Raw genomic sequence first — 26086 nt, 5'->3', positions numbered from 1 at the left:
CATGTTTGAGCTTCGCGGGCCCCCTTTTGCCCCAGGAGTAGGTGAGCTTGGTATTCGCTATGTTCCTTGCAAGCCGACTACTCTCCGAAGCGTTCGAGCTGAATAGAGACCGGTGTTCGCGGCTTGGATGTTTCGGCCCCTTCCGCCCGTGCAAGGCTCTGCTCGATCCCCCCGAGCAGTCCCAACTCCAGCTCAAACTGGGCAATCGTCAGTCGTACCATGTGCGCCGCGACCTCGGACCGCATGCCGTCGTCCGCCTCGATGGCCTTGAGCGTCACCGTCTCCTTGGCAATCTGCTGCACCAGGAATACCCGGCGTGCGGCAATCACCGCCCGGGCTTCCACCGGCCGCGCGTCAATAGAAAGCCCAAGCCAGGTAAGAAATGGCGATGGCGGCCTTTCGGTTGCCCACGTCGTCGCTGCGAGCGCGTCGGCCAGCGCTGTGCGGCCGGCCGCGGTTAGGACATAGACCATCCGGTTGGCCTTTTCGTCCGCCCCCTGGGCTGTGATAAGCTCGGCGTCGGCCAGCTTTTTCAGCGCGTAATAGACATGCGGCCGTGACACCGCCGCCCAGTCGCCCACTTCCTGCCGATGGTATTCCTTGACCAGTTCGTAGCCGTGCATGGCGCGTTCGCACAGTAGCGACAGCACGACCAGATCCGGTGTTGTCAGGGTCTGTGAACGTCCGCGACCTTTTTTCATGATCAATTCCAATATCATCGCCCGTTGACAACGGCAAAGCGTGCAATTAGTCTTATGGGTTCGGCGCGAAACAATCGAATCGGAATATGAGGCTGGGCCTTTCCGGTTAATCGGATGTCGAGAACATGCCTGAGGGCTAGACGGGCTCGATATGATCTGATTCAGTCATTCTCGATGAAGTTGCTCAAAGCCGGAAGATAGACATTGCCGCAATCAAACGTTGCCGCGATCAAGGGGCGATATGAAACGCTTTCGCCCTATTTGGACGAGCGCGCCCGACGCTTGTTTGCGGCGACGGAGGCCCAGGCGGCGGGATGGGGCGGTGTGAGTGCGGTGAGCGCGGCGACAGGGGTCGCGCGCAGCACGATCGGACGCGGTCTTGCGGAATTGCGAAGCGCGGATGCCCGTTCGACGGGACGCATTCGCCGACCGGGAGGCGGTCGCAAGCCGAAGGCCGAGACGGAGCCTGGGCTTTTGGCGGCGCTCAAGGAACTGGTGCAGTCGGCGATCCGTGGGGATCCCGAGGCGGTCCTGTTGTGGGTCAGCCGAAGCCAGCGTCATCTTGTGCGCGCTCTGGTTGAGCGTGGCTTCACTGCGAGCCGGAAATTGGTCGGCCGGTTACTGCGGCAACTCGGCTTCAGCCTTCATGCCAACAAGAAAACGCGGGAGGGTGCGGCCCATCCTGACCGTGACATGCAGTTTGAACACATCAACGCGAAGATCAGACAGTTCCGGGATGGCAACCAACCGGCCGTCTCTGTCGATACTAAAAAGAAGGAACTGGTTGGCGATTTCAAGAATGGTGGCCGTGAGCTGCGGCCCAAAGGCGATCCGGAACCCGTACGCGTTCATGACTTCGAGATCCCCGCACTCGGCAAGGTCGCTCCCTATGGCGTCTATGACATTGCGGCCAACGCCGGCTTGGTCAATCTCGGCACCGATCACGATACCGCGGCCTTCGCGGTGGAAAGCATTCGACGCTGGTGGCTCACCTTGGGCAAGAGCCGGTATCCGGACGCAGCCAGCCTGCTCATCACCGCCGATTGTGGGGGCAGCAATGGCTTTCGTGTTCGCTTGTGGAAACGCGAACTGCAGGCCTTCGTGAACGAGACCGGACTTTCGGTTACGGTCGCCCATCACCCGCCCGGCACCAGCAAATGGAATCGCATCGAACTTCGGTTGTTTGCCTTCATCACGCAGAACTGGCGTGGCAAGCCCTTGATCAGCCGCGAGGTCATCTGCCAGTTCATCAGATCGACGACCACGACGACCGGGCTTGAGGTGCGGTGCTGCCTCGACGAGAATGAATATCCCAAAGCCATCAAGGTCTGTGACGCAGAAATGGATGCCATCAATCTCAGCCGCGACGATTTCCATGGTGAGTGGAACTACACGATCGCACCGATGCTCACCGTACCCGACGAGGCCAATAGACCCGCGGCCAGCCGCGAGGTTGACGGATGATCGACGACCCTGACAAGACCGACCGCCTTGTCGATGCGTTGGAAGCATCCCTTCCCATCGAAACCAGGCTCTCCACATCACTGATCCAGACACTGTCCAAGCGCTCTCCCGACGTGGCTATTCCAGCGAGATGCAACGTGGTGAGTGTCTTCTACATGGGTGAAGAAGGGGGAATTGTGTGCGCTTTGGACATCGGCGGGCCTGATACCAAAACGCCGCACCTGGTCTCCATCACGCATTTAATCTTCGAACGAAAAGTATCGCTGTTCAGACAAATCGACGCTTATCAGCGCCATCGCATCAAGAAGCTCAAACAGCAGGCAAGCCACAACGACCGATGGCCGCTTGAAAAAACGGAGCGGTAGTTTCGCACCGGACCCTTAAGACTAATTGGAGGAAGATCATGCTCCTGCATGCCCTGTCTACCTGCATCACCACTGACGAGATCGACGCCTCGCGGAGCTTCTACGTGCAGCATTTCGGCGCCCGCGTCGTTTTCGACTGCGGCTGGTACATCAATCTGACCATTGGAAAATCCGCGTCGCTCCAGTTCATGGAGCCGCAGGGCGGTCAGGAAAATGCAATCCCCAAGGCATGACCTATAATTTCCATGTCGAGGACGTAGATCAAGAGCATGCTGCAATCCTCGCCTCGGGACTGACGCCGACCCTTCTGATCGAGGATCATCCCTGGGGCGATCGTGGTTTAGGCGTTCTGGACCCTAATGGCCTCATGCTCTACGTCTACTCGGACCGTGAGCCCAGTGCCGAGTTCAAGCCATTCTTCAAGGACTGAAGTTCGTGGCCACACAATCCGCTAGCGACTGGTTGACCTCACTGCGCCGCAATGACGAACTCCGCTATCATCTGGTCGAGGTGCTCCGGCAGATCGCGCTCGACGCCGGCCCTTCGGTTGCCGAGGAGATCAAATATGGCGGCATCCTGTTTGCCGGCGGCAAGGGCTTCTGCGGCGTATTCTCCTACACCAATCACGTCACCCTGGAATTTAGCGACGGCGCAAGCCTGCCCGATCCACATCACCTGCTCGAAGGAAAAGGCAAGGGACGCCGCCACCTCAAGCTGGTCTCGGTCGGCGATATCGAGGTCAAACGCGTTAGGGACTATATCGCGCTGGCTTATGCTTACTCCAATGCCACACGCCCAGGCCGATTGGCGTTGTTGCGTGGATCATCCACCGACTGATATTGAGCGATAGTTTTCAGTCTCCGGATCCGGATTTCGACGATGCCGCACAAGTTGAATGCCGACCGGCGGGAGAAGATAGCCAAGCAGAAATTTCAGGTGACGAATTGGGCGCGGTATAATGAAAGCCGGCGTCAACGTGGTGATTTGACCGTGTGGGTGAGTGATGAAGCGCTTTGTTTGTGGGTGGCGCCGAGGCGGACATCGCGGGGCGGTTAGCCGAAATACTCGGATCTGACGATTACGGGCGTCGCGGTGGCACTTCTCTAACAGCTGCGCCGAGAAGGAGACCAATTGCTCCTCCGATCAACAGAGCAAGCGTCAAGGTATCGACAAAACAGCAGCAATCATGCAAATCTCGCGCTCCAAATGCCGCGCAAGCGGCTTCGTTCGATTCCAATTCCTTAAATCGTCACTACCGCCTAGCCATTAACTGGTCGCACATCTGAAAAGCGACGACGGACAGATGCGCGCGCCTCAGGTACCCCGGCATTACCTCAAAGGGAAGTCGGAAGCATAGCGCCAAAGGTCTCACTACACCGTCCGACTGAAGTTTATCGGAACCTTCGTGGAAAGGCGGCGTTCCATATTCTGGTACGGGTTATCCTGACCTGGCCAATGGCACCCAGGAAACTGCGCGATGACACACTACGCTTGGACGATAAAGGCGCATGGTCGGCAGGATATCGAGAAGGTCACCACGCTTCCCGAGCTGTACGATATTCTTCAGATGCTAAAACTCCCTGGGACCGCCCCTCCCCATTGGCTCACGATAGACCCCTGGCGTGATAAGATCCCCGGACATGGCCATTACACCCATAATGAAGGCGATAGTGACGAATGGTCGCTGATCTGGACGAAAGTGGATTATGGGCCGGGTGATGGTGCTTAAGACCAAACTGTTGAAAGGAGGTGTGCCGTTGACACTCCCTACTTGGGATCGATTTTGCGTACCCTCGTCCCGCAGGCTGGCTACCGTTACCAAATGTACGCGTAAGGACACTGAAAAAAGCCAGCGCTCAGTGGCATAAGCGCTGGCTCCAATTCGGTGCGAATGTAGAACGTCGCACCGTCGAGCGGACCCATCTGCCGGATCTTCTAAAACACAGAAGCGAGGGTTTATCATTCCCCCGCGCTCTGTTAGGCACCCCATCGAATACTCTTTTTTGCATCCCCCGAGCATTGCCCGCTCCGCACTTGCGGTAAGGAATGGAGGCGGCGACCGCCTCCATTCATCGCATCACATCGAAGACTTGCCTAGCATGGCATTGTTCATGTGCGTCGTGCACTTTTCCATGTCCTTGGCAGCCATCGCTTCCTTGGCCATAGCCATTTCCTTCATCGCCGTTTCCTTCTTGGCCGCGTCGGTCATGGCGTTGGTGTCGGTCTCCAGTTTTGTCATGGAGGCCTCATCGCATTTCATCGTCGCGTCCTGAGCGATCGCGGCACCAGAAAGAACGGTGCCAAGCAGAGCGGCGGCTAACGTAAATTTCAGCATGTTTGTCTCCTCCGGACCGGCCACAGGATTGCGGCGGATCACGCGCTATTAACTTACAGAAAGGAAGGATGTTCCCGCAGATTTTGCGCGGATGCAGTAATTATGAGACTATCGTACTCACGATATCGTTCCAAGGAGACGATTTGCCTAAAAACACTGAACGTTTTGGAGTCACGTCCGGCTACAGACGCTGGGTTCGGCAATAGGTCCGCAGTGGTCACGGCCCCCGCTGTCACCGGCTTGAAGGGGTCAAAATTTTCAGAAAGAAACCGCGCGGGCCACTTGGACCAATTAGCCCTGCAGGTTTGCGACGTTCTTGACTGCCTGTCGACGCCGCCACGCTGGCCAGCACAGCCCCCTGCCGTTTCAGGCGAGGTCTAAATTCATTCGTGCTGAAATTCGGCGAGCGTACCTCCTTACCCGACCTGCGAATTCCGCTCTGCAGCCGGGCGCCATTCCGATCATTAACCGGCCAGTTTTCGGCACTCAAGTTCTCCTGGGTAAGCAACCCTGGCGTGTGCTCCTCGATATTCACGAGGGGAATTTAATGCCTGCAAAAAGAAAGCTGACCATGCGACACATACGACAAATGCTGAGGCTTGCGGGAGCGGAACAAGTCGCCGCGAGGTTGCTTAGCATTGCTCGCAGCACCGTGCAGGACAACTTGAAGCGGGCTGCGATAGCAGGGCTAAGTTGGCCTCTCGCCAGAGACGATAAAGACGTTGAGGAGCGCGCGGAGGCCGACAGCGACGGTGCGCTAAAAACGTGTTGGGCTAAGCCGCGGGCGCAACTGGGGTTCTATGGGTATTGAATGGCGCCAATCCAAGGAAAGGGCACCGCACAGTGGCGTGAATGCACGGGTGGTGGAAGCGCAGGGGAAAGCAGCACGAATTCTGGTGTCGATAGACGGGATGATTGACGCGGCATCCTATCGGGAAGCGCCGATGGGCGCGATGACGCGCACTTTCGCGGGATCGGCGTGGTCTGGCGGACGAACGGGGCGATGCGTAGACGATGAAGCAGTGTGGCTCTTTCATGACGTATTCCAATACCGCAAGGGTCCGCTGACGCCGTCGAAGGTTTCGATGATGATCATCTGCCCTTGACGACAGGCGGGGCATTGCCTGAGGGAATGCCCTGTGAGACACGTACGATGTCAGGCTCGACAGCGCAGTAGAGCAGCCGCGAAACGCTTCTTTCATTTCGAGGTCAGCATCCGCTGCGCGGTTTGTTCCAGATAACTGACGAATACCCTGGTGGCCGGCGTCAGGACATCGTCACGGCGCGTGGTTATTCCGATCGGGTGGCGCGTCGTGGGCAGTTCAACGGGCAAGATAACGATACTACCCGACATTGCCTCCATGCGGGCGATCTGTGTCGGCCACACTGCCAAGTGCTGTGTCGCCGCCAGCAGTCCACGCGTGGTCAACAGCGATATGGCCTCGACGCGCGGCAACGGCGGAGCAAGCCGTTCATCAAGGAATGCCTTCTCGAACTGTCGGCGCAATGTCGTCTGCGGATGAGGAAGTATCCAGGGGAACTGCAGCGTGTCGCTGAGTGTCACCTGGCCTCGATCGGCCAGCGGATGATCTGCGCCTGCAACCACCTGCCCAAAATCATCTATCAGGACTTGCTGCACGATATCAGCACGCTCCCGGACTTCGGGCAGGCGGCCGATGACCAGGTCCAGTTCTCCTGCCATCAGGCCTGACATCAGCACGTCGTTGGTGGCCTCGACGATGCGGAACAGCATGCCCGGCCGATCCAGGGAGAGCTGCGCAATAGTCTGGGGTAGCAAGCCGGCCGAGGCGGCCAACAGCCCGCCGATCGCCACGCGCCCTCCGTTGCCCTCGTGCAGGTCGCTCAGTTCGTTGGCGACGCGATCCAGCTGCGACAGGATCAACCGGGAATGAGCTGCCAGCGCTTCGCCGAACATCGTAGGGACCACGCCCCGGTTGGTGCGTTCGAACATCGAAAGGCCGGTCAGGGCCTCGATCTCCTGAAGTGCCTTGGTGACGGCGGACTGCGACATGTTCAAGCTTTGGGACGCACGCACCAGGCTGCCTTCACGACATACCGCCGCCACCAGGCGTAGATGCCGTAGTGTCAGGCGACTTGCAATCTGCGCGGCCGATTTCATCCCTTGCCCCCTAAACTATGGTGCCGGAGGTATAAGCCGCGCCGGGAACGCATGGCAAGCGGGCAATCCAATGCCCATGTCGTCGTTCCGACGGTCGGGGACACCAAAGTTCAAACGGCATGGTTCTTACACCGGATCCGGTCGTTGCTACTGGCATGAACTTGACATTTGGCTCCCGCTTGCAGCGAGCTCTGCGCTCAAATGCCAATTCGATAATCCCACTAGAAAAAAGACCTGACGTGTGGTTCCAACCGGACCACGAGTACCGATGGGAAACAGGGTCTTCACGCCGAAAACGACCGCGGCCAACCTTTGAAAGGTTGGCCGCGCCGTGTGCGACAGCTCCTCGACGGCCGAACGTCAATCGCAAGGGGATCAACATTCCGGGCCGGCCAGCCTACTTCAGGGCAGGCATAATGCAATTCCCGGCATAGGGGTCGCCATGCGCTGTGAGTACTTTTCCATCAGACTTCAGCGCCCATTTCCCGTCGGCGCCCTTTTCGGCCTTCAAGGCGTACCAATCCTGCACCGGATGCTGGTTCGGGCCGAAGCGGAAGGCGCCGCGAACTGACGCGATCTCGGAGGTGACAAGCGCATTCCTGAACACTGCAAGGTCCTCGACCCCGGCCGGGCTCTTCTCGAGGCCCGTGCCGATCAGCAGCGCGGCATCATAACCCTGGGCGGCATAGTAAGTGATCGGACGATCGCCATACTTGGCGCGCCAGGCCGCGACGAATGCCTTGTTCACCGGATTGTCGAAGTCGTCGTTCCAGTGGCTGGTCACCTTGACGCCGGCAGCGGCGTCGCCGACGGCCTGAATGATCACCTGGTCGAGCGAGGCCGGGTGAACGACCATCGGGATTTCCTTAAGCAGACCCGATTGCTTGTACTGCCGCATGAAAGCGATGCCGAGGCCGCCCGGCTCGAATTCATAGACCACGTCGGGCTTGACATTGCGGATCTGCGCCATCTCGGGGGCAAAGTCAGTCTGGTCAAGACTCGTATAGGTTTCGCCGACAATCTCCCCCTTGTAGAAGCGCTTGAACGCTTCCATCGTTTCCTTGCCGGCCTGGTAGTTCGGCGCGATCAGGAAGGCCTTCTTGTAGCCGAGCGACTGGGCGAGCGCGCCCGCGCTTTCGCCTTGGCTGTCGTCCTGCCATGAACTGACGAAATAGTTCGGGTGGCATTCCTTGCCCGCGAAAGTCGCGGATGCCGTGTTGGCGCTGACATAGATCGCATCGTTGTCGAGGATATCGGGGACAGCCGCGAATGCGACATTGGCGAAAACCATGCCGGTGAACAGCTTGATGCCCTGATCGGACAGCATCCTGTCGGCGATCTGCTTGGCGTTGCCGGGCTTGAGTGCATCGTCCTCGACGACGAGTTCCACAGCCTTGCCGCCGAGCTTTCCATCCTTGGTGTCGATCGCAAGCTGGAAGCCATCCCTGATGTCCTGGCCGAGATAGCCAGCCGGGCCGGACAAGGTGGTGATCATGCCGATCTTGAGCGGACCCTCCGCATGGGCGGCGGTGCCGAACAACGTCAGCATCAGGCTCGTCGCCGCCAGTTTTCTATTGAATTTCATGCATCATTCCCCCTCATTGCTGGTATCCGGACCGGTGCCTGTCACCTGAGCGGTGCCGTGAATCCAATCGAAATAGACCGCAGGCATGGAAGATACGCGATCGCTCCCCTTCGGCGCCGTGCCAGGATTGGCCGCGTTCCGCAGGTGGCGCGGCGAACTGCATCCTCCACAGTGCTGTCCTGCTGTGAGGATTTGCCCAATTCCGGCACCGGTAAATGGAAAACTGGTCAATCAACTATTACCGGTCCGAATACCAACCGCCGGCGCAAGGCAGTTTGTGAAGTTGCCCCTGATATTCCAAACCCTCATAGAAGATTTCATAGAATTCAGTTTTCCTGAAAGTGGTGCTGGTAAAAGGTCTCCTGGATATGCGAGGGCCCACAGGCTGCGCATCAAGGCGGTCGTGTGACACGATCGATCCACGCACCCGGAGGAGTATGACGCATGCAGAAGACTGAAGCTGTCCGCCACGCCGAAATTGCCGGTGCGGGGATTGGCGGTCTGGCCACAGCGATTGCGCTGGCCAAACGTGGATGGTCGGTAACGGTGCACGAACGCGCGTCGACGTTGAGAACGTTCGGCGCCGGCATCTATATATGGAGCAATGGGCTGCGGGTGCTCAAGGCGCTCGGCGCGTACGAGCAGGCGACCGCTGGCGCGCATGTCGGTCCGCAGTTCCACACGCGTGACCACAATAACACGACGATGGAGGAAATTCCCATCAACGGTCCCGCGGATGCTCGCCTTATCACAATCCTCAGGGAAACGTTAATCAACACGCTGGTAGATGTCGCCCGTCAGAACAAGGTGGAAATCCTCACGAACTCGGCAGCGACAGGTGCAACACCAGAGGGTGAGCTGTTCCTCGCGGATGGCACCGTGCGCAAGGCGGATCTCGTGGTGGCCGCCGATGGCATCAATTCTGCCGTTCGCGACTCGCTCGACCTCCTCATGTACCGCAAGCATCTCGGCTACGGGGCAATACGCATGCTCATTCCGCGGGCCGTAGGCGATGTGCCCGCCAGCGATACGAACCGCTACATAGAGTATTTCACCGGCACGCGCCGCATCCTCTACACGCCAGCGAGTGCCACGGATCTCTACGTCGCGCTCTGCTGCAGCGCGGACGATACGGCAGGGCTCAAGGTGCCGTCCGACCGCGCGCTCTGGACCGAATCCTTTCCGCATCTTGCGAACCTCGTCGCGCGCTTCGGCGATGCCGGCCGGTGGGATGCCTTCGAGGTCGTCAAGCTCAAGCGCTGGAGCAAGGGGCGGGTCGCGATCCTCGGTGACGCGGCGCATGCCATGCCTCCATATCTCGGGCAGGGCGGCGGCTGTGCGCTTATGAACGGGCTTGGCTTGGCCGATGCCGTGACCGGCGCCGAGGACGTCGCTTCGGCCCTGGTCGATTGGGAGGCGCGCGAGCGGCCGATGACCGAGCACACCCAGGATACGGCTGAACGCCTCGGCGACATGAACTTCTGGCCCGACGATATTCGGTCGCAAGTGCTGAAAATCACCGGCAAGAGCCGCGAGATCGGTGCGGAGCGCATGCGGACCGCCCGTCACATCCCGACCGCGGCGAACCTCGACGTTTGATTCCCAGCCAATCTTCGCGGCGATGGCGCCGCGATTCCTTACCCAGATATCCGGAGCATCCATGAAATCCGTCCAGATCGGCAACAACACTCTTTCCTATGACGATGCCGGCGCGGGACCGGTACTGCTCCTGCTGTCGGGCTGGTGCCAGGATCATCGTCTGTTCAGGACATTAGCGCCGGAGTTAGCCAGGACGCACCGGGTCATCAGGCTCGATTGGCGCGGCCACGGCGAGCACCGTGCGCATGATGGAAATTTCACCACCAGCGAGCAGGCCGACGACATCGTCAACTTCCTCGATCTCATGAAAATCGAAACCCTGGTGCCGGTCTCGACATCCCATGGGGGCTGGGCGAACATCGAAGTGACGGACCGCCTCGGCAAGGTGCGCGTGCCGCGTTCCGTCGTCATCGATTGGATCCAGACGACGCCGAACGAGGCCTTCTTCGCGATGATCGAGCACATCCAGGATCGTACCAACTGGGAAAACGGCCGCGGTGACTTCTTCAATTACTGGATCGGCGACACCGACAACGAAGACATCGTCAACCATGTCAACAACGAGATGGCGGGTTACAGCTTCGATATGTGGGCGCGCTCCGGTCGCGAAATCGCCAGGGCCTATCGCAAATGGGGCAATCCGATGCAGCGAATGGAAGCGTTGCAGGAACACCGGCCGATCACCCATATCTATTCCCAGCCCTTCGAGCCGGAATACGCCCAGGCCCAGGTCGATTTCGCGGCCGGGCATCCCTGGTACCAGCCGTGCAAGCTGCCGGGCAAGACGCATTTCCCGACACTCGAGCAGCCGCTCGTCGTTGCCGAAACGATCCGCACATTCCTCAAATAGCCGGCAACATCGCGCGCAGGAGGCTGAATGATGAGCACGCTGGCAGAGGAAGGCCTGTGGCCGAAGGACGTCATCGACCGAGACTACAACGCGCGCGCCTCGGTGACGCCCGAGGTGTTCGAAGCGGAGATGGGCCGTTACCGGAGGCGGTCCGACGAGATACGCGCAGAATGGCTCACGGCGGCAGATATTGTCTACGACGAGGCAAGCGGGCAGGCGCTGGACATCTACGGTACAGCGCCTGACACGTTGCGACCGGTATTCATCTTCATTCATGGCGGTTATTGGCGGGCGCTGTCGAAAGCGGGCTCTGCGTTCATGGCAGGGACGCTGGGCCGCCACGGTATCGCGACCGCCGTGCTGGACTACCGCTTGGCGCCGGCAGTGGGACTGGACGAGATCGTCAGAGAAATCCGGGCAGCGATCGCGTTCATCTGGCGCAACGGGGCCTGCCATGGTCTGGATCCCCAACGAATTTACGTCGGCGGCAGTTCCGCCGGCGGGCACCTGACAGGAAGCGTGATTACGGGCGGCTGGCATGTCGCGTTAGGTGTCCCGGAGGATGTTGTGAAAGGCGCGATGCCAATCAGCGGCCTGTTCCATCTCGCGCCGATCGCCCAATCCTTCGTGCAAGAATGGTTGCGCCTCCCTCCAGCGCATGTCGCGCCGTTGAGTCCCGCGGCGAATATCCCAGCTGCCGGCTGCCCGATCGTGCTTGCCTATGCCGACGGCGAGCCGGCCGGCTTCCGGCGGCAGTCCACGGAGTTTGACCGGCTGTGGAGGGAGGCGGGTTTTCCGAGCACACTCCTGGAAGTCGCTGGCCGCAACCACTTCGACGTGCTGCTGGACCTTGCCGTTGAGGACAGCGCCCTGACGCGGGCCCTCTTGAAGCTCATCGGCCGCGGCAACTGACACTCCACGCGTTCCACCCTCAGCTCCCCCCCTGTGGCGTCAGTTGCTCGACGCAGCGGCGGACCACATGGGTGAAGGAGTGGACTGCAGGCGAGATCGACCTACCCGCCGCATGGATCATCACGATTTCGCGCGAGATGCTGGGGTTGACTAGGGGACGGCCGCTGACCTTCCGGTAACGCGCGGCGGCCAGCGCGTAAGCCGGGAGAATGGCAACGCCCAGCCCAGCCTCGACCAGCGCGATCGCTGTCGTCACGTGCCCAACCTCATAGGCCGGCTTCAACGGGATCTCGCAGGTCTCGAACCCGACATCGATCAAGCGCCGTATGCCGCTGTCACGCGTCAGCGTGATGAGCGGATGCTCGGCACACTCGCTCCAGTTGACCGACGTCATGCCGTTCAGCGGGTTTGTATGATCGCAGAACAGCATCAGACTGTCCTTCACCAGTGGCACGCGTTCGATGCCTTCCTCGGATGCGGCGAAAGTGCCGATGCCGCAATCCGCCTTGCCCCTTCGGACCCTGTCGATGATCTGCTCGGTCCCGACATCGGCAATCTGAATCGAAATTCCTGGAAACTGCACGCGAAACTCGGCGATCGCTGGCGGAAGCACAACGGCTGCCAGCAGCGGCGGCGCCGCGACGCGCACCCGGCCGCGTCTCCGTTCGGCCAGTTCATGCACACCGTCCACAGCGAGCTGGAGGTCTTCCAGCGCCTTGGCCGCGGATGGCTCGAATTCGCGGCCCGCCTCGGTGAGTTCCACGCTCCGTGTCGTACGATCAAACAGGCGTATGCCGAGTTCCGCCTCGAGATCCTTGATTGCCTGCGATAGTGCGGGTTGGGCCGTATTCAACCGCTTGGAAGCACGCGAGAAGCTGCCAAGCTCGGCGATGGTCAGGAAGCACTCGATCTGCTTGATGGTGATCTTCATTCCCGGGCCTCATTTATCGTTAAATACGATGAGTTGATACAAATAATTGAGATTGCCTTATATATGCAAACTGTGTTCTCTGGCAAAAAAGAAGAAAGCTAGGAGAGGAATTTATATGACCCGGCGCTTATCTGCATTCAGCTTTTCGAAATGGATCGACGAACACCACCACCTGCTCAAGCCGCCGGTCGGCAACCAGCAGATCTGGGAGGATGCGGACATGATGGTGACCGTCGTCGGTGGTCCGAACAAACGGACCGACTATCACGACGATCCCGTCGAGGAGTTTTTCTACCAGCTCAAGGGCGACATGATGCTCAAGGTTGTGGACAACGGCAATTTCTATGACGTGCCGATCCGCGAAGGCGAAATCTTTTTGCTGCCGGCACATGTCCGTCACTCCCCGCAGCGTCCGCAGGAGGGTTCGATCGGCCTGGTCGTCGAGCCGAAGCGCCAGCCGGACCAGCATGATGCCTTCGAGTGGTACTGCTTTGAGTGTCACGAACTGGTCAAGCGGGTCGAGGTTTCGCTAAAGAGCATCGTTCGCGACCTGCCGCCCATATACCAGGCCTTTTACGCTGACGAAAAGGCTCGCACCTGCCCGAAATGCGGCAGCATCCATCCGGGCAAGGCGCCGCCGGAAGGCTGGGTTACGCTCTGATCGCTACCCGTCCGCCTCTCACGCGTGTCGCGGTATGGCGCTTTTAGATGAACACTGTCTTGAGGTCTGAACATGAAGTCCTTTCTGCTTGCAACGGCCGTCGCCACCCTGATCGCCAGCTCCGCTGCCGCCGATGATGCCGTCAAGATCGGCATGATAACCACGCTTTCCGGTCCGGCGGGTTATCTCGGACAGGACATACGGGACGGCTTTAAGCTGGCGATCGACATGGAAGGCGGCAAGCTTGGCGGCGTCCCGGTCGAGCTCCTGATCGAGGACGACGGACTGAAGCCCGGCCAGGGAAAGCAGATCGCCGAACGCTTCCTCGGCGAGGAAGGGGTGAAGCTGTTCACCGGCATCGTCTTCTCCAATGTTGCCGGCGCAACGGTTCCCGACATCGTCGATAATGACGCCATCTATGTCAGCCCGAACGCGGCGCCCTCCAATCTCGCCGGCAAGGAATGCAGCAAGAACTATTTCGTCGTATCGTGGCAGAACGACAGCCTGCATGAAAGCGCCGGACAGAACGCCACCAATCTCGGTTACAAGAAGGCGTTCGTGCTCGCCCCGAACTACCAAGCGGGCAAGGACGCCATTTCCGGCTTCAAGCGCTACTTCAAGGGTGAAGTCGTCGGCGAGATCTACACGCGTCTGGACCAGACCGATTTCGCCGCCGAGCTCGCTCAGGTCCGGGCCGCCAAGCCCGATGTGGTGTTCCAGTTCCATCCCGGCGGCCTTGGCATCACCTTCCTGCGGCAGTATGAGCAGGCGGGCCTGATGAAGGAAATTCCGATGGTGCTGGCCGAACCGTCGATGGACGGGGTCATTCTCAACGCGGTCGGCAAGACGGCGCTTGGGGTGAACGTTTCCAGCCATTGGAATACGGATTTCGACAATCCCGCCAATAAGGCGTTCGTGGAGGCCTGGAAGAAAGCCTACGACCGCCCGATTACCTACTATGCCAGCCAAGGCTACGACGCGGCGCTGGTCTACGCCTCCGCGCTGAAGGCGACAGGCGGCCAGGTCGATGATCTCGATGCCTTCCGCGATGCGCTTCGCAAGGCGGACTTTCAATCGGTTCGCGGAAAGTTCTCCTTCGGACCGAACCAGCATCCGATCCAGAACTGGTATGCGTTGAAGGTCGTCGAGGGCGCTGGCGGAAAGCCCGAGATCAAGACTATCGGCGAGGTCTTCAAGGACCATGGCGACGCCTATGCCGCCGATTGCCGAATGTGATCCGGAAAACTTGTCGCGGCCGGCATGATGCCGACCACACCTGCGCCTCACCTACACGATCGAACCTGGACCAATGACGCTTTTTTTCGAACAAACGCTCAACGGCGTTCAATTCGGCGTGATGCTGTTTCTGCTTGCTGCCGGACTGACACTGATTTTCGGGATCATGGGCGTCATCAATCTGGCGCACGGCTCGCTCTACATGATCGGCGCCTATGCGGGCACATGGGTCGCGGCGCAATCCGGTTCATTCCTGCTCGGTGTGATTTCGGCAATGATCGCGGCTGCGCTTGCGGGAATCGCCGTCGAATTCGTCGTGATACGGCGACTCTATAGACGCGACCATCTCGACCAGGTGCTTGCCACCTTCGGCCTGATACTGACATTCAACCAGACAACCACGCTTCTCTTCGGGCGCCAGCCGCTCTTTGTTTCCGTTCCGGAAATACTGCAAGGATCGGTCGAACTGATCCCCGGACTTGCCTATCCGCTCTATCGACTGGCGATCATAGGCGTCGGGCTTCTTGTTGCCGCCGGGCTCTATCTGCTGATCAACAGGACCCGGATCGGCATGCTGGTGCGGGCGGGATCGACCAATCGCGACATGGTGCGGGCGCTCGGTGTCGATGTCCGGTTGCTTTACACGCTGGTGTTCGGGCTGGGTGCACTGTTGGCGGGCCTTGCCGGCTTCATGGCCGGCCCGATCATGGCGGTACAGGTCGGCATGGGTGAGCAGATCCTCATCACCACATTCGTCGTGGTCGTCATCGGCGGGGTCGGCTCGATCCGCGGCGCGTTTTTCGCAAGCCTGCTGCTGGGAATCGTCGATACCGGGCTCAGAGCCTATTTGCCCGGGCTCCTTCGCCAGGTGATGGCCGGCTCGGAAGCCGATGCGCTCGGCGCCGGCATCTCATCGATGGGCATCTACCTGATCATGGCGATCGTCCTTCTCATCCGGCCCAAGGGCCTTTTCCTACCGAACGCGTGAACATGGCTCCCATTGCGTCTGCACAACACACATTCAAGCGCCCGCTTCTGCTGGCAATCGTGATCTTGGCATTGATTGCGCTTCCGCTGGTGGCGCAGGTCACTGGCCTCACGGCCACGACCTCGCTGGCGACCCGGGTCCTCATCTACGGCATCGCGGCGGCCAGCCTGAACTTCGTGCTCGGCTATGGCGGCATGGTGAGTTTCGGGCATGCGGCCTTCTTCGGGATCGGCGGCTACACGGTCGGCATACTCTACCAGCACTATTCGCTGGGCGAGCCGCTCTTCGGATTCATTCCCGGCACAAACCAGCTGCTGATCACTCTGCCTGCGGCCATCGTCGTGAGCGGGATCGCCGCAGCGGTCATCGGCGGCCTTTCGCTGCGCACCGGCGGCGTGCAGTTCATAATGATCACACTGGCATTCGCACAGATGCTGTTCTTCCTCTTCGTTTCGCTGAAGACATACGGCGGTGACGACGGTCTCATCATCCGCCGCGCCAACGAAGTCCCGCTGCTCAACATGCGCGACAAGCAAACTTTCTATTATGTGTGCCTGGCGATTACCGTGTTGTTTTTCGTCGTGGTTACCCGGGTTGTGAATTCCCGCTTCGGCAACGTCCTTGCCGGAATCCGCCAGAGCGAGAAGAGGATGGCTGCAATCGGCTTGCCCGTGGCCTCCTATAAACTTGCCGCTTTCATCATCTCCGGCATGGGCTGCGGGCTTGCCGGCGCGCTGATGGCGAACTTTCTGCGCTTTGCCAGCCCCGACATGCTGCATTGGACCAAGTCGGGAGAACTGATGGTGATGGTCATTCTCGGCGGCGTTGGTACGCTGTTCGGACCGTTCCTTGGCGCGGCCGTGTTCATCGTGCTCGAGACCATCCTGTCGTCATGGACCGAGAACTGGCAACTTGGCCTCGGCCTCATCCTGCTGTTGGTGGTCCTCTACACGCAAGGCGGCGTGCAGGCATTGATCGAACGGTTTGCGAGGAAGTCATGACGACAATTCTGAACGTCCGCTCGCTCGTCAAGAATTTCAGCGGACTGGTTGCGACCGATAACGTGAACCTGACCGTCGAGGAAGGCGAAATCCATGCACTGATCGGCCCGAACGGCGCTGGAAAATCGACGCTGATCGCACAACTAATGGGCGAATTGCGCCCGACCTCGGGCTCGATCGATCTGGCTGGCCGCCCGATCGACGATCTTGTCACGGCGGATCGTGTTTCGCTTGGCCTGGCCCGCACGTTTCAGATCACCTGCCTACTGCCCGATTTCACCGTGCTCGATAATGTCGCCATCGCTGTGCAGGTGCGCAGTGGCCACAGCTTTCGCTTCTGGCGAAATGTGCGCGACGAGACGAGTCTTCGCGACGAGGCGCGAGAGATCCTGGATGTGGTGGGTTTGATGTCGCGGTCGGATGAGCTCGTCACCAACATTTCGCACGGCGAGCGAAAGCAGCTCGAGCTCGCGGTTGCGCTTGCAACCCGACCGCGCCTGCTGCTACTCGACGAGCCGATGGCCGGTCTCGGTCACCTCGAAAGTCAGCAGATGGTCGATACGTTGCGCGTGATGCGCAGCCGTGTGAGCATGCTTCTGGTCGAGCACGACATGGAGGCGGTCTTCGCACTGGCGGATCGGATTTCGGTTCTCGTCTACGGTCGTGTCATCGCCAGCGGCACTGTCGAGGAAATTCGCAATGATCGGGCCGTCCGTGAGGCATATCTGGGCGAGGGAGACGAACTGTGCTGAGCGTTGCCAACCTGCAATCAGGCTACGGGTCAAGTCAGGTGCTCTTCGATATCTCGCTGAGCGTCGGCGAGGGGGAAGTGGTGACCTTGCTGGGCCGAAATGGCATGGGAAAAACCACCACTATCCGCTCGATCATGGGGCTGTTGCCGCCGTTGGCCGGCGAAATTGCCTTTTCCGGACGAAACGTGGCTGGCGTGAAGCCGGAAACCATCGCTCGCCTGGGCGTCGGGCTCGTCCCTGAAGGGCGCCAGATCTTCTCGACGCTGACTGTGCGCGAAAACCTGGTCGCAACGGCGGGCAACAGGCTGATGCGCAAGGATCCCTGGACGCTGGAGCGTGTCTACGCGCTGTTTCCCCGCTTGAAGGAGCGGGCCAACCAGACGTCGGCCACGCTATCGGGTGGCGAACAGCAGATGATGGTGGTCGGCCGGGCACTGATGACCAATCCGAAGCTGCTGATCCTGGACGAGGCGACCGAGGGATTGGCGCCTGTCATCCGCGCGGAAATATGGGGCTGCATCGAGGCGCTCAAGAAGGAAGGCCAGTCGATTCTGCTGATCGACAAGAACCTCCATGTGCTCAAGCGGTTGGCGGAAAGACACTACATCGTCGAGAAGGGACGGACGGTCTGGTCGGGAACCGGCCAGGATATGACGCGAGATGCGGAACTGGTGCACCGTCTCGTCGGCATCTGATTGCGCAACGGAACTGGGCCGGCGCTCGTTTTCGGCCGCCCGGGGAGTTCGTCAAGTGTTGCGACAAGACGGAGACCAAGTTCCTTGAAAAGCCGGCTTCTATCGTGAGGCCAATCCTCTCGGCCTCAGCTATTCCCCCAGGCAATACCTAATGCAGCTTTATTCACTTGCGAGAATGCAACTGAAGCGCGAGGCTTGCGCGTGGAGGCAAATCCACAAGGGGAGGAAACATGTCTAAAAGCTTCAAGGGGCTCGGTGCCGTCCTGACAATCTGCGCCGGCTTTGCGGGGACGGCATCGGCCGAACCCGTTCGCATCGGCATCGCCAACTTCGGCGAAGACCCTGCGCTGAACCAGGCAATAGAAGGGTTCAAGCGGGCATTCCGTGACGCCGGCATGACGGAGGGCGACAAGGTCGTCTTTTCCGCCAGCCACACAAACTTCGACTCGTCACTCGTGCCGCAAATGATCACCAAGCTCGCATCGGAAAAGCCCGCGCTGATCTATACCCAGACGACGCCGGTGACGCAGATCGCCCGGCAGACGCTTGCTGGCACAGGCATCCCAATCGTCTTCGGCGTGGTCACCGATCCAGTTTCTGCGGGTCTGGTACCCTCATGGGACAAGGGCGCGCCAAACCTCACCGGGGCTTCGGACCGGATGGATATGGACGTCGTGATGGAATTTGTCCGCAAGTTCGCCCCGACGGCCAAGAGCCTCGGCCTTCCTTACAATCCGGGCGAAGCAAATGATGTTGCGCTTCTGGAGGTCACCAAGAAGGCCGGGGAAAACGCAGGATTAACTGTCGTGTCCGTCGGCGTCGATGCGGTCAACGACATCCCGCAGCGCATCACCTCGCTCGCCTCGCAGGCCGATGTCATCTACCTGCCTACGTCGAACCTGCTGCAGCCGGCGGCCAGCGCCGTCGCGTCCGCCGCACGCCAGACGAAGACGCCGGTGGTCAACTCGAATGACCTGCCGGTGATCGAGGGAGTGCTGCCTGCGTCGATCTCCGTCAGCTACGAACAGGTCGGCTACAACGCCGGCAAGATCGCAATTGAGATCGTGAACGGTACCGATCCGGAGACAATTGCGCCTGTCAAGGCTAGCCCTGCCGATCACAAGCCGCTGATCTCGCGTCGCGGACTGGCCGCTTTCGGCCTGGAACTGCCGCCAGCACTTGCCGGTTGCGGCTGCATCGTCGACTGACAGCTGCATTGCCACCGCGGCGCTCCGCTTGCGGAGCACCGCGAGACTATAGACCAAGGAGAATAGCATGCTTGGCATCTGCGGTGCGCTCAAGACTTTCAACGCCGGCCGCGCTGACGAGAAGATCGCGTTGAACCGGCTGCACCTGTGCTTGGATCGAGGCGATTTCGCAGTCGTCATCGGCTCGAACGGGGCCGGGAAATCCAGCCTTCTGAACTCGATCTCGGGCGCGATGCAGCTCGATGCCGGAAGAATCACGATCGGGGGCGAAGACGTGACCGCCCAACCGGTGCATCGCCGGGCGCGCCGGCTGGCGCGGGTGTTTCAGGATCCCATGAAGGGCACTGCGGCCTCAATGACGGTGGCGGAGAACCTGCTCCTGGCGGAACTGCGCGCGCAGCCGCGCCGTCTGCGCGCCGGGCTGGACGCGCGGAGGCTTGCGAAATACCGGGAGCGGTTGGCGATCCTGCAGCTGGGGCTGGAGAACCGCCTGGACACACGGGTCGAGCTGTTGTCGGGCGGGCAACGCCAATCGTTGTCCTTGCTCATGGCAGTCGGCAACTCGCCCGATCTGTTGCTGCTCGACGAACATACTGCAGCGCTTGATCCGCGCACCGCGGATAACGTGATGTTAGCTACCGTGCGCGCCGTCGAGGCATTCGGCCTGACCACCCTCATGGTGACGCACAACATGCAGCACGCCATCGATTACGGCAACAGGCTCGTGATGATGGATGCAGGCCAGGTGCGGCTGGAACTTGCGCACGAGGATAAGCGCAACGTCACCGTTCCGGAACTGATCCGGCACTTTTCGGTGACCACCGACCGTATGCTGCTTGGAGCGCACTGACATGGACATCTTGCAAAGCTTTCTTTCGCTGATCCCTGTGACACTGGCACAAAGCCTGATGCTCAGCTTCGTGGTCCTGGCGATCATGATTCCCTTCCGGATGCTCAGCTTTCCCGACCTGACCAGCGAAGGCGCGTTTCCCCTCGGCGGCGCGGTCTGTGCAGTCTGCCTTGCCGCTGGCGTCCCCGCACCGGTTGCGCTGGTTGCGGCGGCGGCAGCGGGTTTTGCCGCCGGCTGCTGCACTGCATTCATCCACTTGCGCTTTCGCATTCATACGCTGCTGGCGGGTATCCTGATGATGACGATGCTCTACAGCCTCAACCTGCGCATTATGGGGCGCTCGAACCTGTCGGTCTACGGCATGAGCAGCGTGTTTGACGGTGTTCCGTTTACGGAGGCCGGCAGTCACTATGCAAAGATCGCCGTGGTGGGACTGCTGGTGTTGCTGGTCTTCTTCCTGCTGATCGCCTTTTTCCGCACGGAGAAGGGGACTGCTTTCCGCGCAGTGGGAGCGAATGCCGACATGGCCGAAGCACAGGGCATCAACGTCTGGGCCGCCACCATCGCCGGCGTCGGGCTTGCCGGGGCGGCAGCGGGGTTTGGCGGCGGGCTGATCACGCAGAGCCAGGGTTTCGCTGACGTAAGCATGGGCATCGGCGTCCTCATCAACGGACTTGCAGCCTTGATGATCGGTGAGGCGATCATCGGCAAGCAGACGCTGGTTCGTCAATTGCTCGCCCCTTTCATCGGTGCCATTGTCTACTACCAGCTGGTCTCGCTGTGCCTGGCCGCGGGAATGCCGCCGCCGGATCTGAAGCTGTCTACCGGCCTCTTTGTCCTGGCCATGCTGGCGATACCCAACCTCCGGCGAGGCCGGTCCGGGCGCATGCCGGCCGAAACGGTCCGCGAACGTTGAGCCGGCGCCGGCCGGAATAGCACACAAGAAAGGAACTCCACAATGCAGCAACCGATCGGCCTCCTGTCGCACAACAATTGCCAGGCGATGGATGCCAACGATCCTTTGGCACACTATAGGGATGAATTCGCCCTGCCCGAGGGGGTTATCTATCTCGATGGGAACTCCCTGGGCGCTTTGCCGCGCCGGGTGTCGCAACGCCTGCGCACCGCGATCGATCACGAATGGGGCAACGGCCTGATCCGGTCGTGGAACGAGGCCGACTGGTACTTGGCACCGCAGCGGGCGGGCGCTATGATCTCGCAACTGATCGGCGCCGACAAGGACGAGGTCATCGTTTGCGATTCAACTTCGGTGAATCTCTACAAGGTGCTGATGGGCGCGCTGAAAATGCGTCCTGGCCGCCGGATCATCCTATCGGAGCGCGGTAATTTCCCCACCGATGTCTATGTCAGCAGCAGCGTCGCCGAAGAACGGGGTGTCGAACTGCGCGCGGTCGACCCGGACCGGATTGCCGCCGCCATCGCCGAGGCTGGCCGGGATCTAGCCGTGCTCCACCTGACACATGTGAATTACAAGACTGGTGCCGTCTACGACATGGCCGGGATCACCGCGGCCGTTCACGCCCAAGGCGGTCTGGTGATCTGGGACCTCTGCCATAGCGCGGGGACTTTAGAGGTTGACCTGAACGGCTGTAACGTGGACCTCGCGGTAGGCTGTGGCTACAAGTATCTGAACGGTGGCCCTGGTGCCCCAGCGTTCGTGTTCGTTGCGAAGCGTCACATCGCCGATTTCTGGCAGCCGATCGCGGGATGGCACGGACACGCCAAGCCCTTCTCCTTCGGCCACGACTATGCCCCCGATCCCGGGATTGCGCGCATGCTTGTCGGTACCGCCCCGCAACTTGGTCTCATTGCGCTGGAAACAGCGCTTGGCGTCTTTGCCTGCCTCGACATGCGGACGTTGCGAAGAAAGGGACAGGAGCTCGGCGATCTCTTCATCCGGCTGGTCGATCAGGAACTGTCAGGCCACGGTTTCGGCCTTGCCAGCCCGCGCGACGCAGCGGTGCGGGGATCGCAGGTTTCGCTGACCCATCCGCAAGGTTATGCGATCATGCAGGCTGTGATCGCCCGCGGGGCGATTGGCGATTTCCGTGCGCCGGATATCCTACGCTTCGGCTTTGCCGGGCTGTATGTCGGATTCGCCGATGTCTGGGATGCGGTGGCCATCCTGCGCGATGTCATGGACAAGGGTCTTTGGGACACCGTGGAGTATCGCACCGTCAAGGCGGTGACCTGACTGCAGGCCCGGTGTTTACCAGGCGGGCCTCGATTCTGCGGCAAATGCGCGACAAGAGAGCGGATGCGGGCAACTGGATATCCGTGATGAGCTTGCGTTCGCGCTTCCGTCGTCTTCAGTGCGGATCTGATAGTACTTTCCATCATATCTGATTTCCCGCAATTCACTTGGAAGAATACCACCTCCACCCGATACTGTTCCAAGCGGCAACGAACCATCTGCGCAAAAAGGATGCGACCGGCCGCCATGCAGCAAGGACCAATCGATGACCGACTACCCCGACCTTCAGCTCTACATCGGCGGCGCCTGGCGAAAGACAAGCGAGGATATGCCGGTTGTGAACCCGGCCGACGAACAGCAGATCGGCCGCCTGCCTCGCGCCAGCAAGGCCGACCTGGACGATGCACTCAGCGCAGCCGCCGCCGGCTTTCGCACCTGGAGCCGCACATCCCCACGCGATCGTGCCGACGTGATGATCGCAGCCGCGCGGTTGATGCGCGAACGAATCAACGACATCGCCCATTCGATTACACTCGAACACGGCAAACCATTTCAGCAGGCCAGACTAGAGGTCATCCGCGGCTGTGAGTTCCTCGAATGGGACGCTGGCGAGGCCGTTCGAACCTACGGCCGCGTCATCCCCAGCGCACAGGGCACGCGCTACATGGTTCACCACCAGCCCATCGGAACGGTAGCTGCCTTCTCACCCTGGAATTTCCCGATGAGCCAGCCGGCCCGCAAGATCGGCGGCGCCATCGCTTCGGGATGTTCGATTATTCTGAAGGCGGCCGAGGAGACGCCGGCCGGTGCGTTACATATCGCACGCGCCTTCCACGACGCCGGGCTACCACCCGGTGTGTTGAACCTCGTTTTCGGCGATCCGGCGGAGATTTCGAGCTATCTGATCCCGCAGGATCAGGTCCGGCTCGTCGCCTTCACCGGGTCAACCGCAGTCGGCCGGCACCTTACGACCCTCGCGGCGGAACACATGACCCCGGTACTGATGGAACTTGGCGGCCACGCGCCGGTAATCGTTTGCAACGACGTGGATGTGACCGATGCGGCGATCATGTCCGCCAATCGCAAGATGCGCAATGCGGGCCAGGTCTGTACTTCCCCGACCCGCTTCTTCGTCCACGAGAGCATCTTCGAGGAATTCACAACGAAATTCGTCGAACGTGCCCGGGACATCCGGGTCGGCAGCGGAATGGAGCCGGGGGTCGAGATGGGGCCACTTGCCAATGGTCGCCGCGTCGAAGCGCTCGGCAAGCTGGTCTCCGACGCGACCGCCAAGGGTGCGCGGCTGCTGACCGGAGGTGAGCGGCTCGGCAACCGGGGCTATTTCTTCCAGCCGACCGTGCTTGCCAACGTGCCCGACAACGCCCGCGTGATGGGCGAGGAACCGTTCGGGCCGCTTGCGGTCATCAATCCCGTCCGTTCGCTAGACGAGGGCATAGAGCGTGCGAACTCGGTGCAGTATGCTCTGGCGGCTTATGGCTTCACCCACAACGCCGCCAATGTAGATCGCATGGTCGACGGTGTCGAATGCGGCAATCTGTCGATCAACACGCTTGAGGCTTCGCTGCCCGAAACCCCCTTTGGCGGCGTTAAGTCCAGCGGCTACGGCCGCGAGGGCGGGAACGAAGGATTGCACCATTACATGACGATCAAGAACGTCTCGCACTTCATGCAGATCGAGCCGGCCAACAAGGGACAAACGCAATGAAATACAGCCGCAAGGACGCCAAGTCCTACGCCCGCCAGAACATGAAAGGCATCTGGGCCGCAGCACTGATGCCCTTTACCAATGATCTGAAGATGGATGAGGACGGGTTCACGGAGAACGTCCGCCACTGGACCGAGGATCTGGGTATCGAGGGCCTGTTCATCACGGGCAAGCAGGGCGAGTTCTTCTCGATGTCGCTGGACGAACGCAAGCGCAGCTTCGAGCTGGCGGTCAAGGCTACCGGCGGACGCGGGCAGACGATCATGTCGGTGTCCGACCAGAACATGGACACCGTGATCGAGCTGGCACGCCATGCGCAGGATTGCGGCGCGGACTATGTCGTCGTCCACGCGCCGATCCTGCATTTCTTCAAGGCGCAGGACGAGACGCTCTTCAACTATTACAAGACCGTTACCGATGCTGTCGACATCGGGGTGGCGCTGTGGAGCCATCCCGACAGCGGCTATCTGATGAGCCCGCAACTGTGCAACCGGCTGGCCGATCTGGAAACCGTCGTTGCGATCAAGTATTCGGTCCCGCGCCCCATGTATGCGGAACTGACGCGGCTTGCGGGTGACCGTATCCTGGTCAGCACGGCGTCCGAAGAAGAATGGCTCGACAATATCCTGGAACTGGGTTGGCAGCTCTATCTGTGCTCGTCGCCGCCCTACTTGATCCAGACAACCAAGGATCGGCGGATGCACGAATACACCCAGCTCGCCTTCAATGGCGAAGCTGAAAAGGCACGGGCCGTTCGCGACAGTCTCGATCCGGTGCGGCGCGCGCTGCGGGATACCCGGCCGGCCGAAAAACCACATTCGCACCAGAAATACTGGCAGGAACTGCTGGGCCAGACTGGCGGGGTTGTGCGCCGGCCCCTGCTGGAACTTACGGAAGACGAAAAAGCGGCGACCCGCGCGGCGTTTGAAAGTTGCGGCTTGAAACTCTAGCCACACTGCGAACGCTTTGACAGTCAACTGCTGCAGCATGAGGGTATCGAGGAGAGTCTAATGACAAGGAAAGTTTGTCTCAAGGTGCGCATGTGACCGTCTCTCCTCGCAACTGCGAGCGCGTCGTCCTGATCGGCTGGGGCGCCATCGGAACGGCGGTCGCCCGTCTGCTGGCGGAAGTGCAGTCGGAAGCGCGCATCGTCGCGGTGGCGGTGCGCGATCCTGCGCGACCTCGTTCCACCTTGCCTGATGGCGCGCGACTGATTTCTAGGCCCGCCGAGCTCAGTGATGTCGATGCCGACCTCGTCATCGAGGCGGCCGGCCGCGACAGCGTCGCCCCTTGGGCGCGGGCGGCGCTGGGTGCGGGGGTGGATTTCGTCGTTTCATCGACATCGGCGCTGGCGGAGGCGGCACTGCTCGACGAGTTGTGCGGGCTGGCGCGAACGAACCGTGCGCAACTCATTGTCCAACCTGGTGCGCTGGGCGGCGTCGATGCCCTTGCGGCGGCGCGCCACATGGGGCTGGCGAGGGTCGAACACCGCATCGTCAAGCCTGCCCATGCGTGGGCCGGAACTGAGGCGGAAAGCCTCTGCGCGCTCAACGCACTGGACGCCCCCGTAGCGTTCTTTACCGGGACAGCAGCCGAAGCGGCAGCGCGATTTCCACAGAACGCCAACGTCGCGCTAACCACGGCTCTCGCCGGGATTGGCCCGGAACGTACACGCATCACGCTGATTGCAGACCCTGCCGCCACCTTGAACCGCCACGAGATCACCGCCTCGGGCGATTTCGGAACCTTGGATGTACAGATTGCCAACAGGCCCCTGCCGGAAAACCCGAAGTCCTCCGCGATGACCGCGCTCAATCTGGTCCGCCTGATCGGTAACCGAAAGGCTGGCCTGGTCGTTTGAATGTGCGCTCA

Annotated in this window: 28 protein-coding genes and 1 pseudogene; 24 read left to right on the top strand and 5 right to left on the bottom strand. The window is 60.5% G+C overall.

From position 1 onward, the window contains the following. Positions 1–77: 77 nt before the first annotated feature. Entirely contained in the window at positions 78–701 is a 624-nt protein-coding gene (locus R6X40_RS30565) for a PadR family transcriptional regulator (RefSeq protein ID WP_318418855.1), read from the bottom strand. A 204-nt stretch (positions 702–905) separates the two neighbouring features. Between R6X40_RS30565 and R6X40_RS30560 the strand changes: the two genes are divergently transcribed. The 7 genes and pseudogenes from R6X40_RS30560 (at position 906) to R6X40_RS30530 (ending at position 4259) form a co-directional block, all read left to right on the top strand. Next, positions 906–2165, top strand: coding sequence for an ISAzo13 family transposase (locus tag R6X40_RS30560; protein WP_318418853.1), 1260 nt, complete (start codon positions 906–908; stop codon positions 2163–2165). Further along, positions 2162–2530: a hypothetical protein gene (locus tag R6X40_RS30555; RefSeq protein ID WP_318418851.1), complete on the top strand. Its 369-nt coding sequence runs from the start codon at positions 2162–2164 to the stop codon at positions 2528–2530. The genes R6X40_RS30560 and R6X40_RS30555 overlap by 4 nt, the downstream gene beginning before the upstream one ends. Positions 2531–2568: 38 nt before the next feature. Next, entirely contained in the window at positions 2569–2763 is a 195-nt protein-coding gene (locus R6X40_RS30550; RefSeq protein WP_318418850.1) for a hypothetical protein, read from the top strand. Next, the gene (locus tag R6X40_RS30545; RefSeq protein WP_318418848.1) at positions 2760–2960 is read left to right on the top strand and encodes a hypothetical protein; all 201 of its coding nucleotides are present in this window, start codon (positions 2760–2762) and stop codon (positions 2958–2960) included. Before R6X40_RS30550 ends, R6X40_RS30545 begins: the two co-directional genes overlap by 4 nt. A 5-nt stretch (positions 2961–2965) precedes the next feature. Continuing rightward, positions 2966–3367 carry a DUF1801 domain-containing protein gene (locus tag R6X40_RS30540; RefSeq protein WP_318418846.1) on the top strand — a complete coding sequence of 134 codons (402 nt, stop codon included), beginning with the start codon at positions 2966–2968 and terminating at the stop codon, positions 3365–3367. 42 nt (positions 3368–3409) lie between these two features. Further along, positions 3410–3583, top strand: a pseudogene (locus R6X40_RS31735) (IS5/IS1182 family transposase); the annotation flags it as partial. A 424-nt stretch (positions 3584–4007) separates the two neighbouring features. Then, a complete protein-coding gene (locus R6X40_RS30530; protein ID WP_318418845.1) occupies positions 4008–4259 on the top strand; it encodes a hypothetical protein in 252 nt (83 codons plus the stop codon). 348 nt (positions 4260–4607) lie between these two features. Here R6X40_RS30530 and R6X40_RS30525 read toward each other — a convergent pair whose 3' ends face one another. Beyond that, positions 4608–4865 (bottom strand): hypothetical protein, encoded by a 258-nt coding sequence (locus R6X40_RS30525; protein ID WP_318418843.1) that lies wholly within the window; start codon positions 4863–4865, stop codon positions 4608–4610. An 800-nt stretch (positions 4866–5665) separates the two neighbouring features. Here R6X40_RS30525 and R6X40_RS30520 point away from each other — a divergent pair. After that, entirely contained in the window at positions 5666–5971 is a 306-nt protein-coding gene (locus R6X40_RS30520; RefSeq protein ID WP_318418842.1) for a hypothetical protein, read from the top strand. Positions 5972–6063: 92 nt separating this feature from the next. On the opposite strand, the gene R6X40_RS30515 is transcribed toward R6X40_RS30520, so the two are convergent. Together R6X40_RS30515 and R6X40_RS30510 are read right to left on the bottom strand one after the other, a co-directional pair. After that, positions 6064–7005, bottom strand: coding sequence for a LysR family transcriptional regulator (locus R6X40_RS30515; protein ID WP_318418839.1), 942 nt, complete (start codon positions 7003–7005; stop codon positions 6064–6066). A 397-nt stretch (positions 7006–7402) separates the two neighbouring features. Then, a complete protein-coding gene (locus R6X40_RS30510; protein WP_318418837.1) occupies positions 7403–8590 on the bottom strand; it encodes an ABC transporter substrate-binding protein in 1188 nt (395 codons plus the stop codon). Positions 8591–9034: 444 nt separating this feature from the next. On the opposite strand from R6X40_RS30510, the gene R6X40_RS30505 reads away from it, so the two are divergent. The 3 genes from R6X40_RS30505 to R6X40_RS30495 all read left to right on the top strand — a co-directional run bounded on the left by R6X40_RS30505 (position 9035) and on the right by R6X40_RS30495 (position 11951). Next, the gene (locus tag R6X40_RS30505) at positions 9035–10189 is read left to right on the top strand and encodes an NAD(P)/FAD-dependent oxidoreductase (protein ID WP_318418835.1); all 1155 of its coding nucleotides are present in this window, start codon (positions 9035–9037) and stop codon (positions 10187–10189) included. Between the two features lie 61 nt (positions 10190–10250). Next, the gene (locus tag R6X40_RS30500) at positions 10251–11039 is read left to right on the top strand and encodes an alpha/beta hydrolase (RefSeq protein ID WP_318418833.1); all 789 of its coding nucleotides are present in this window, start codon (positions 10251–10253) and stop codon (positions 11037–11039) included. Between the two features lie 27 nt (positions 11040–11066). After that, positions 11067–11951 (top strand): alpha/beta hydrolase, encoded by an 885-nt coding sequence (locus tag R6X40_RS30495; RefSeq protein WP_318418831.1) that lies wholly within the window; start codon positions 11067–11069, stop codon positions 11949–11951. 19 nt (positions 11952–11970) lie between these two features. Here the strand turns inward: R6X40_RS30495 and R6X40_RS30490 are convergent, their stop codons facing one another. Then, positions 11971–12882: a LysR family transcriptional regulator gene (locus tag R6X40_RS30490; RefSeq protein ID WP_318418829.1), complete on the bottom strand. Its 912-nt coding sequence runs from the start codon at positions 12880–12882 to the stop codon at positions 11971–11973. 115 nt (positions 12883–12997) lie between these two features. Between R6X40_RS30490 and R6X40_RS30485 the strand changes: the two genes are divergently transcribed. The 13 genes from R6X40_RS30485 to R6X40_RS30425 all read left to right on the top strand — a co-directional run bounded on the left by R6X40_RS30485 (position 12998) and on the right by R6X40_RS30425 (position 26075). Beyond that, entirely contained in the window at positions 12998–13543 is a 546-nt protein-coding gene (locus tag R6X40_RS30485) for a 3-hydroxyanthranilate 3,4-dioxygenase (RefSeq protein ID WP_318418827.1), read from the top strand. A 72-nt stretch (positions 13544–13615) separates the two neighbouring features. Continuing rightward, complete coding sequence (locus R6X40_RS30480; protein WP_318418825.1) at positions 13616–14779, top strand: ABC transporter substrate-binding protein; 1164 nt, start codon at positions 13616–13618, stop codon at positions 14777–14779. 73 nt (positions 14780–14852) lie between these two features. Beyond that, positions 14853–15767 (top strand): branched-chain amino acid ABC transporter permease, encoded by a 915-nt coding sequence (locus R6X40_RS30475; RefSeq protein WP_318418823.1) that lies wholly within the window; start codon positions 14853–14855, stop codon positions 15765–15767. A 2-nt stretch (positions 15768–15769) separates the two neighbouring features. Further along, a complete protein-coding gene (locus R6X40_RS30470) occupies positions 15770–16768 on the top strand; it encodes a branched-chain amino acid ABC transporter permease (protein WP_318418822.1) in 999 nt (332 codons plus the stop codon). After that, complete coding sequence (locus R6X40_RS30465) at positions 16765–17520, top strand: ABC transporter ATP-binding protein (protein WP_318418820.1); 756 nt, start codon at positions 16765–16767, stop codon at positions 17518–17520. Before R6X40_RS30470 ends, R6X40_RS30465 begins: the two co-directional genes overlap by 4 nt. Continuing rightward, complete coding sequence (locus R6X40_RS30460; protein ID WP_318418818.1) at positions 17514–18215, top strand: ABC transporter ATP-binding protein; 702 nt, start codon at positions 17514–17516, stop codon at positions 18213–18215. The genes R6X40_RS30465 and R6X40_RS30460 overlap by 7 nt, the downstream gene beginning before the upstream one ends. A 230-nt stretch (positions 18216–18445) precedes the next feature. Further along, complete coding sequence (locus R6X40_RS30455; RefSeq protein ID WP_318418816.1) at positions 18446–19423, top strand: ABC transporter substrate-binding protein; 978 nt, start codon at positions 18446–18448, stop codon at positions 19421–19423. A gap of 67 nt (positions 19424–19490) precedes the next feature. Continuing rightward, positions 19491–20273 (top strand): ABC transporter ATP-binding protein, encoded by a 783-nt coding sequence (locus R6X40_RS30450; protein WP_318418814.1) that lies wholly within the window; start codon positions 19491–19493, stop codon positions 20271–20273. Position 20274: 1 nt separating this feature from the next. Then, entirely contained in the window at positions 20275–21189 is a 915-nt protein-coding gene (locus tag R6X40_RS30445) for an ABC transporter permease subunit (RefSeq protein WP_318418812.1), read from the top strand. 42 nt (positions 21190–21231) lie between these two features. Next, a complete protein-coding gene (gene kynU / locus R6X40_RS30440) occupies positions 21232–22488 on the top strand; it encodes a kynureninase (protein WP_318418811.1) in 1257 nt (418 codons plus the stop codon). A gap of 265 nt (positions 22489–22753) precedes the next feature. Continuing rightward, positions 22754–24214 (top strand): NAD-dependent succinate-semialdehyde dehydrogenase, encoded by a 1461-nt coding sequence (locus tag R6X40_RS30435; protein ID WP_318418809.1) that lies wholly within the window; start codon positions 22754–22756, stop codon positions 24212–24214. After that, entirely contained in the window at positions 24211–25164 is a 954-nt protein-coding gene (locus R6X40_RS30430) for a dihydrodipicolinate synthase family protein (protein ID WP_318418807.1), read from the top strand. The genes R6X40_RS30435 and R6X40_RS30430 overlap by 4 nt, the downstream gene beginning before the upstream one ends. Before the next feature lie 92 nt (positions 25165–25256). Beyond that, a complete protein-coding gene (locus R6X40_RS30425; RefSeq protein ID WP_318418806.1) occupies positions 25257–26075 on the top strand; it encodes an aspartate dehydrogenase in 819 nt (272 codons plus the stop codon). The last annotated feature ends 11 nt before the right edge of the window (positions 26076–26086 follow it).

The organism is Rhizobium sp. PL01, from assembly GCF_033447125.1.
Classification (GTDB): Bacteria; Pseudomonadota; Alphaproteobacteria; order Rhizobiales; family Rhizobiaceae; genus Pararhizobium.
This window is presented reverse-complemented; position numbering and strand designations above follow the sequence as displayed.